Consider the following 7,492-nt stretch of genomic DNA (forward strand, 5'->3'; position numbering starts at 1 on the left):
GAACCTTGAACCTTGAACCTTGAACCTTGAACCTTGAACCTTGAACCTTGAACCTTGAACCTTGAACCTTGAACCTTGAACCTTGAACCTTGAACCTTGAACCTTGAACCTTGAACCCTAAATCTCAAACAATAAAAAAACCGGGCATAGCCCGGCATAAAAGGGGAAAACTAAAAAGGTGATTAACGTAATTCGTTAGGCATGTTGTATTGTGCCCAAGAAAGTAACTCAATACGATTTCGACAGTTGGTTTTTCTAAACGCACTATATAAATGCGTTTTCACAGTGTGCGGGCTAATATTTAATTCATCAGCGATTTCTTTGTTCTTTGCACCTTTACTCATCAGGCTGATAATTGCTCGTTCACGCTTAGTAAGTTTTACAGGTTCTAATTCAGCATCTGTAATTTGATTAATTGCTTCTTTATTGAATTGTAGTAGGCGGTTTAAAGCACTACACATCACATCACGTCGATACCATAATTGGTTATCTAGTAATAACCGAATCCCTTTCATCAATACATCGGCATTATCAGTTTCATAAAACACGCCACGAATACCTGATAATAAAGCACGATTTGCCAGTTCAGTATTATCGCTAATATTGAAAAGAATAATGTCACATTCGCATTTCAACTCAGAGATATGAGTTTGCAAACGTTGCCATACATTATCACCATTAGACTCTATAAATAATAGACGGGTATTACTTGGTACTTCTTTACCATCAAAACCATGAAGAACATTAAGGCCCTGTGTGGTTAATAATGGTTTAAGAACTTCTAATCCAGAGTTATTCGTTGGATTTGTGTTTAGAATGATAAATGCTGTGTTGTTCATTGTTAACTCAACAAAAAAAGCTTCAACAAAATTATTATTGAAGCTTAACATATTATTTAAACTTTTGTATTGTTTTTTTATTATATGTAATACTTTTATCTAGGTCTTTGCTTTTTCAGTATAAGGAGGCCAGCCAAGAAGCTTTCCAGCAAGCATATGTAAATGAATATGGAAAACGGTTTGACCAGCATTTTCATTACAGTTCATAACAACACGGTATCCGTCATCGGCAAAGCCATGTTCATTTGCAAGCTGTTTAGCTACGTAGTATAAATGACCGACAATTTCACGGTCCTCTAAGTTAATATCATTGATTGTGGCAATGGGCTTTTTTGGAATAATCAGCACATGAAATGGTGCTTGAGGGTTAATATCTTTAAAGGCAAGACTAATATCATCTTCGTAGACAATATCTGCTGGAATTTCTCTATTAATGATTCTCGTAAATAGCGTTTCTTCGCTCATACTAACATCCTAGTAGTAATTTTGTGTTAATTATGCCAGTTTAGATTGATGGAATTTATCTGCAAGGGTTTTTGGAATAACAATGAAAAAACTACTGGGTATAACTTTACTACTGCCAATGCTGTCTTATGCGGCCACTGTTAAATTTGTGGAAGAATTGATCCCACTTCAAGTGAATGAGCAGAAGGTTGAACATTCATTTTTCTCGAGTGTTAGCGAAATTAATTTACCTGCAGGTGTTCATAAAATAAAACTCAAATATAAAGACATTTATGAAGTTGATTATGATGAACATGAAACAGTCGAATCAAAACCGTTTTGGTTAATTGTGGACATTGATGATGCGAATCGTGAATATAAATTGTCAATGCAACGCGCTGATGATATTTCAGCAGCAAAAAAATACAGCAAACAACCCTATGCTGATTTTGAAAAGTTGGGAAGTACTGAAAAACCAAAACGTTTAAATGCTGTTAACACAAAAGTTGTGCTAGCAACGAATGCTGCACCAACTCCAGCTATTGTAACAGCAACAAGTAATACTCAACCTGCAGTAGTCACGCCTGTAATATCAGAAATTAATGCTGCTGCACCATCAGCGTCTCCTAGCCAACAACCTAGTGCACTCAATATGCTTGAATTTTGGTGGTCTCAGGCAAGTGAAGCTGAAAAAAAAGCATTTTTAAGTAATAAAAAAGGCAGCTAATGCTGCCTATTATAAAGTCGTTAACAAACCTTATTTAAATAAGTTATCAACAGTACCTTGTGCAAGTGGGTGGTAACCCGGTTTCGCTTTTTGATAAACCTCATTAGCCCATTCTTTTTTACCATTTGCAATGAGTGCTTTGTAGAGTGGTACAATCAATTTGCGACGACCAATGCCTACAAGATGATTTTTAAGTGGCCCGTAAATAGGCTCATAACCATTACCTACAGCCAACATAAACCATGCAAAGCTTAATTCATCATTGGTTGAATGGCTTAAGTCAAATACCTTATCTAGTTGTGACATTTTATCAATCGCTAAGTCACGCGGTAGATTATTAATAAAATGCAACCATTCATGAACGGTCCAATTGGTTGTTGGCAAGGCAGATATTTCACCAGTTGTTAACCATGCTTTTGCTGCAGCATCCACTTTAATAAAGGCATTAGAGGTTGGATTTGGGGCATCTTCAGGCAAGCCTGGTTGATGGATCCATTCTTTAGCTTTCTCAACTGAAACAATACCTGGGTACTTGTTAAGTAAATTGTCTGCTAGATATGATTCAAATTCGCCTGTGGTCAGTGATTTGAAAGCATATTCTTTAAAGTATAAACGCACAAACTCGTCAAAACGTTCACGGCCAAATTTCTCTTCAAGATAAATTAAGAAAAGCATGCCCTTAATGTAAGGCACCTTGCTAAATGCATCATCTGGATCGCGGCCATTTAACTTTAGGTTTAAGCGTGTATCGCCTTGTTCAAGGTTAGGCATTTGTCCATGTAAGGCAGCAGTATCAAGTGCTTGTTCCATTACTGCACGATCTCGACCAAATACTTCTTCCATAATACGGTTTTCAACGTATGACGTGAAACCTTCATTTAACCATAAGTCTTCCCATGTCGCGTTAGTTACAAGGTTGCCTGACCATGAGTGAGCTAGTTCATGCGCAATAAGGTTTACGAGGCTTTTATCACCGGCAACAACTGTTGGCGTAATAAATGAAAGGCGTGGGTTTTCCATACCACCAAATGGGAAACTAGGCGGCAACATTAATAAGTCGTAACGACCCCACGCATACTCACCATAAATTGCATTGGTTTTTTCAATCATGGTTTGGGTGTCATTGAATTCTGCTACGGATGCATCCAGAATGGTAGGTTCTGCAAAAATCGCTGTTTGACGCGACATTTCTTTATATTCTAAATTACCTGCGCCAATTGCAATCAGGTATGGTGGAATTGCTTGTGGCATAGTGAATTGGTAATCACCGTCTTTAATAAATGCATCCGTGTTGTCTGCACTCATAACTGCGCGTACATCTTTTGGTGTTTGAATACGTGCTGAGTAAGTTACTCGCATTGCTGGTGTGTCTTGCACTGGGATCCAGCTTCGCGCATGAATGGCTTGCGATTGGCTGTACATAAATGGTTGGGTTTTAGTAGCTGTTTGTTCTGGTGTAAGCCATTGCAAACCTGATGCTTGTGGCAAGCTGTTGTAATAAACGCGTACTTTGTCGGCTTGATTTGCAAAATTAATGGTAAGTTTGGCACCTCTAACGCCATCATCTTTTGCAAGTTGCCAACTTGCTTTACGCCAGTTACCAGCTTTATCTTTGTAAAGCACTTTACCAATAACAAGATCACGGGTGTCTAAAATCAGCGTTTTAGCATTGTTAATGCGCCAATCTAGCGTATGCTCAGCAAATCCTTGAAGTTGCTTTTGTTCGAAATCAATCTCAAGATCTAGGTGAATATGTGTTGAAAGCACTTGCTCTAAATTACTGAAAGTGTGTTCATCTACAGCGGCGTGAGAGTTGGTTGATAAACTCATTGCTACGAGAGCTGCGATAGCAGATAACTTCATCTAATATTCCTAAAAACGGGTTGTATACAATTATTGTCAATAATACGCACTTCTATGCGTTGAGTAAAAGAATGCGTTAATATGTGCGTAATTTTATAGTTAGGTAATTTGAGCACCTATTTTGATTTCTTTACTGCAGCATCACACCTTTGCATTACCTGCATTTGCAACTAGTTTGATTCGTATTGAACAGTTAGACGAGCTAAATCAGGTTGATTGGCACACTCCTTTTATTATTTTAGGTGAAGGGAGTAACACCGTATTTGTTGATGATTTCCACGGGCAAATTATTCAAATAGCAAACAAAGGTATTTCAGTAAATGAAACAGATGTTAGTTATATTATCGAAGCTTCTGCGGGTGAAAACTGGCATAACTTTGTAAATTACTGTGTTGAGCAAGGTATGTGTGGCCTTGAGAACTTGGCACTTATTCCTGGTACGGTTGGCGCGGCGCCAGTACAGAATATTGGCGCTTATGGTGTTGAAGTAAAAGATGTCATTACTAAAGTCTGTGGTTTTAATATTGTCACGGGTAAGCAGCAGGTCTTAACCAATGAAGAGTGTAAGTTTGCTTATCGAGATTCCATTTTTAAACATGCTCTGCTTGGCAAGTTTATTATTACATCGGTTGAATTTGAACTTAAAAAAGAGTGGCAAGCTAATTTAAGTTATGGGCCGTTACAGTCTTTGCAAACACCCACTGCACAACAAGTAATGGATGAAGTAATTGCTATTCGCTCAAGTAAATTGCCCGACCCTAAACTACAACCAAATAGCGGTAGCTTCTTTAAAAATCCAATTGTGTCAAACGTGTTAGCTCAATCACTGTTAGAGAAATATCCGTCAATGCCAAGCTATTTCGTTTCAGACAAACAAATCAAATTAGCGGCTGGCTGGTTGATTGAACAAGCAAACCTGAAAGGCTATAAAATAGGTGGTGTAGAAGTGAGTGAAAAACAGGCGCTGGTTTTAATTAATAGCGATGGTGCAGTTAACAAAGATTTACTCGCAATGATTACACATATTCAAAAGGCCGTGTTGGCAAAGTTTGGTGTTGCCCTTGAACATGAAGTAAGGCTAATTGCAAAAAGTGGTGAAACTAAAGTTGAGGCGCCAACATGTCACAAATAACTGGGTCGAAATTAGCTATTCTTCAAGCGTTGAAAAATGGCGAATTTATTTCAGGTCAGCTTTTGGGTGAACAACTGGGTATTAGTCGAGCAGCAGTTGCAAAGCATATTAAATCTCTCTGTGAACTCGGGTTAGATATTTATAAAGTAAATAATAAAGGCTATTGCTTAAAACAAGAGATTGCTTTGATTTCAAAACCCGAACTACAAGCTGAGTATCAAAAATTGTCTGGGCAAGTTGGTAACTTTGAAACCTTTGCCAGTATCGATTCAACAAATACTGAACTTATGCAACGCATTGCAAGTAAGCAAGCTCTTACTTCGGGTGCGGTTGTTGTAGCTGAAATGCAAAATGCTGGTCGCGGTAGACGTGGCCGTGTTTGGCAATCTCCTTTTGGCGCGAATCTTTATTATAGCTACTACTGGTTGCTCGATGATGGTTTACAAGCGGCAATGGGAGTGAGTGTTGCTGTTGGCTTAGCTGTGTTTGATTGTATTAAAGTGCTATATAACGTTGAAGTCAGTTTAAAATGGCCAAATGATATTCTGGTGAATAACCAAAAGTTAGCAGGTGTTCTTGTTGAGCTTGATGGTCAACCAGAAGGACCTTGTCATTTAGTTATAGGAATAGGTTTAAATATCGCAATGCCAGAAAGTGCCAGTGAGCATATTGATCAAGCTTGGGTGGATTTAAAACGTTTAGGGCTTGAAGTAAATAAAAATGAATTAGCGGCAGCGCTCACTTATTATTTAGAGCAGCGTTTAGCGCAATACCAAGCAACAGGATTAAGTGAAATGTACTCTGAATGGAATAAAGTAAATGCATTTGCAGAACAACTTATCACTTTAAATACAGGGCAAAAAACGTGGCAAGGCATATGCGTAGGTATAGATAAGCAAGGTGGGTTAGTATTACGCCAAGATGGTATTGAGAAAACATATTATGGCGGCGAAATTTCAGTACGTAAGGTTAATTAATAATGAAGTTATTAGTTGACGTAGGTAATACTGCATTAAAACTTGCACTCTATAATGAAGATAAAATTACTTTTGTTGAACAACAACAATTAAATTGGCAAGGGATCACGCAAGTATTAGTCGCCAGTGTGCGAGCAAACCCATTACTAGATAGCTTAGTGAGTGAAGCTAATGAAAAAGGTATCGAGGTTAAATTCGCAAAAGTGAGTGCACAACAAAATGGTGTTACGTGTGCGTATGCTGAATTTAAAAACCTTGGTATTGATCGCTGGTTAGTGGTGCTAGCAGCAGCCTATTTATACCCAAACCAATCGTCAATTATTATTGATGCTGGAACAGCAACAACGGTAGACGTGCTTATTGATGGCAAAACCCATAAAGGAGGTTGGATAATACCGGGTATCGATTTGATGATGGAATCAATCGTTTTGCGTGCAGAAAAAGTGTTTGCCAATGAGACAGTGATGTTTGCAAACAATCTTGGTAGCAATACACCAGAGGCACTCAGTTATGGTTGTTTAGCTGCCAATTTAGGTTTAATCCAACAGGCAAGGGCATTATTTGGTGAAAATATCCAAGTTTTATGTACCGGTGGTTACGGGAAATTACTTGCACAGCATCTCGAAAATAGTGAATTTATCGAGGATTTAGTATTGCAAGGGCTAGTCGCTTACTAAAAAACACGGGGCAAAAGCATAAATCTGCAGCGATTTGTCTAAAACTTGGACGCTTGAACAGATACTTTCATTTTTTTTAAAATTAATGGTTGCATATCCTAAAACCTTGCCTTAGAATCTCGCCCCGTACTTAAGCAGTATATGTGCCGACTTAGCTCAGCTGGTAGAGCAACTGACTTGTAATCAGTAGGTCATCCGTTCGACTCGGATAGTCGGCACCATTTTACTTTCACTATATGAAAGTCTAGCTTTAAAAGAATTTGTGGAGGGGTTCCCGAGCGGCCAAAGGGATCAGACTGTAAATCTGACGGCATTGCCTTCGATGGTTCGAATCCGTCCCCCTCCACCACTTACTCTTGACGGTTAGAGGTAGTTAAGAACAGGTTCCGAAAGCGGGCATCGTATAATGGCTATTACCTCAGCCTTCCAAGCTGATGATGCGGGTTCGATTCCCGCTGCCCGCTCCAGTTTCTGGTGTGCTGATATAGCTCAGTCGGTAGAGCGCACCCTTGGTAAGGGTGAGGTCGGCAGTTCAAATCTGCCTATCAGCACCAGTACCGAGTCACAACCTTTCTTAAATATTTTCCACTTCCTTTAATTTGTCATAAACTTATTCAATTATTTGAATACGTCTGCGCTTTTTGTAGACACTTTACATGTAATTTTAGTTATATAACTTTATAGGTTCCGTCATGGCAAAAGAAAAGTTTGAACGTTCGAAACCGCACGTAAACGTAGGTACAATCGGCCACGTTGACCACGGTAAAACAACTCTAACTGCAGCAATCACTAACGTACTTGCAAAAGTATACGGTGGTGAAGCGAAAGACTTC

The 7,492-nt window shown here is 38.8% G+C and carries 8 protein-coding genes and 4 tRNA genes; 9 read left to right on the forward strand and 3 right to left on the reverse strand.

The features are described 5' to 3' along the window. Positions 1-182: 182 nt before the first annotated feature. Complete coding sequence (locus tag ABYD77_RS16400; RefSeq protein ID WP_372771185.1) at positions 183-839, reverse strand: response regulator transcription factor; 657 nt, start codon at positions 837-839, stop codon at positions 183-185. Positions 840-938: 99 nt separating this feature from the next. Continuing rightward, positions 939-1,304 (reverse strand): histidine triad nucleotide-binding protein, encoded by a 366-nt coding sequence (locus tag ABYD77_RS16405; RefSeq protein WP_372771186.1) that lies wholly within the window; start codon positions 1,302-1,304, stop codon positions 939-941. An 82-nt stretch (positions 1,305-1,386) separates the two neighbouring features. Between ABYD77_RS16405 and ABYD77_RS16410 the strand changes: the two genes are divergently transcribed. Further along, positions 1,387-2,010 (forward strand): DUF2057 family protein, encoded by a 624-nt coding sequence (locus tag ABYD77_RS16410; RefSeq protein ID WP_372771187.1) that lies wholly within the window; start codon positions 1,387-1,389, stop codon positions 2,008-2,010. A 30-nt stretch (positions 2,011-2,040) separates the two neighbouring features. On the opposite strand, the gene ABYD77_RS16415 is transcribed toward ABYD77_RS16410, so the two are convergent. Beyond that, positions 2,041-3,873 (reverse strand): M1 family metallopeptidase, encoded by a 1,833-nt coding sequence (locus ABYD77_RS16415; protein ID WP_372771188.1) that lies wholly within the window; start codon positions 3,871-3,873, stop codon positions 2,041-2,043. Positions 3,874-3,994: 121 nt separating this feature from the next. Between ABYD77_RS16415 and murB the strand changes: the two genes are divergently transcribed. From murB to ABYD77_RS16455, 8 genes are all read left to right on the forward strand, one after another. After that, complete coding sequence (murB, locus tag ABYD77_RS16420; RefSeq protein WP_372771189.1) at positions 3,995-5,005, forward strand: UDP-N-acetylmuramate dehydrogenase; 1,011 nt, start codon at positions 3,995-3,997, stop codon at positions 5,003-5,005. Next, a complete protein-coding gene (gene birA, locus ABYD77_RS16425) occupies positions 4,993-5,982 on the forward strand; it encodes a bifunctional biotin--[acetyl-CoA-carboxylase] ligase/biotin operon repressor BirA (RefSeq protein ID WP_372771190.1) in 990 nt (329 codons plus the stop codon). Before murB ends, birA begins: the two co-directional genes overlap by 13 nt. A 2-nt stretch (positions 5,983-5,984) precedes the next feature. After that, entirely contained in the window at positions 5,985-6,659 is a 675-nt protein-coding gene (locus ABYD77_RS16430; RefSeq protein ID WP_372771191.1) for a type III pantothenate kinase, read from the forward strand. 145 nt (positions 6,660-6,804) lie between these two features. Next, a tRNA-Thr gene (locus ABYD77_RS16435) sits at positions 6,805-6,880 on the forward strand. Between the two features lie 43 nt (positions 6,881-6,923). Next, positions 6,924-7,008: transfer RNA gene (locus tag ABYD77_RS16440), tRNA-Tyr, on the forward strand. A 43-nt stretch (positions 7,009-7,051) separates the two neighbouring features. Then, positions 7,052-7,126 (forward strand) — tRNA-Gly (locus tag ABYD77_RS16445). 11 nt (positions 7,127-7,137) lie between these two features. Then, positions 7,138-7,213: transfer RNA gene (locus tag ABYD77_RS16450), tRNA-Thr, on the forward strand. Positions 7,214-7,351: 138 nt separating this feature from the next. Next, positions 7,352-7,492, forward strand: a 141-nt coding sequence (locus ABYD77_RS16455) for a GTP-binding protein (protein ID WP_372771192.1), incomplete at its 3' end; no start/stop codon positions are given.

Origin of the sequence: Pseudoalteromonas sp. (genome assembly GCF_041629635.1) — a bacterium.
Classification (GTDB): Bacteria; Pseudomonadota; Gammaproteobacteria; order Enterobacterales; family Alteromonadaceae; genus Pseudoalteromonas.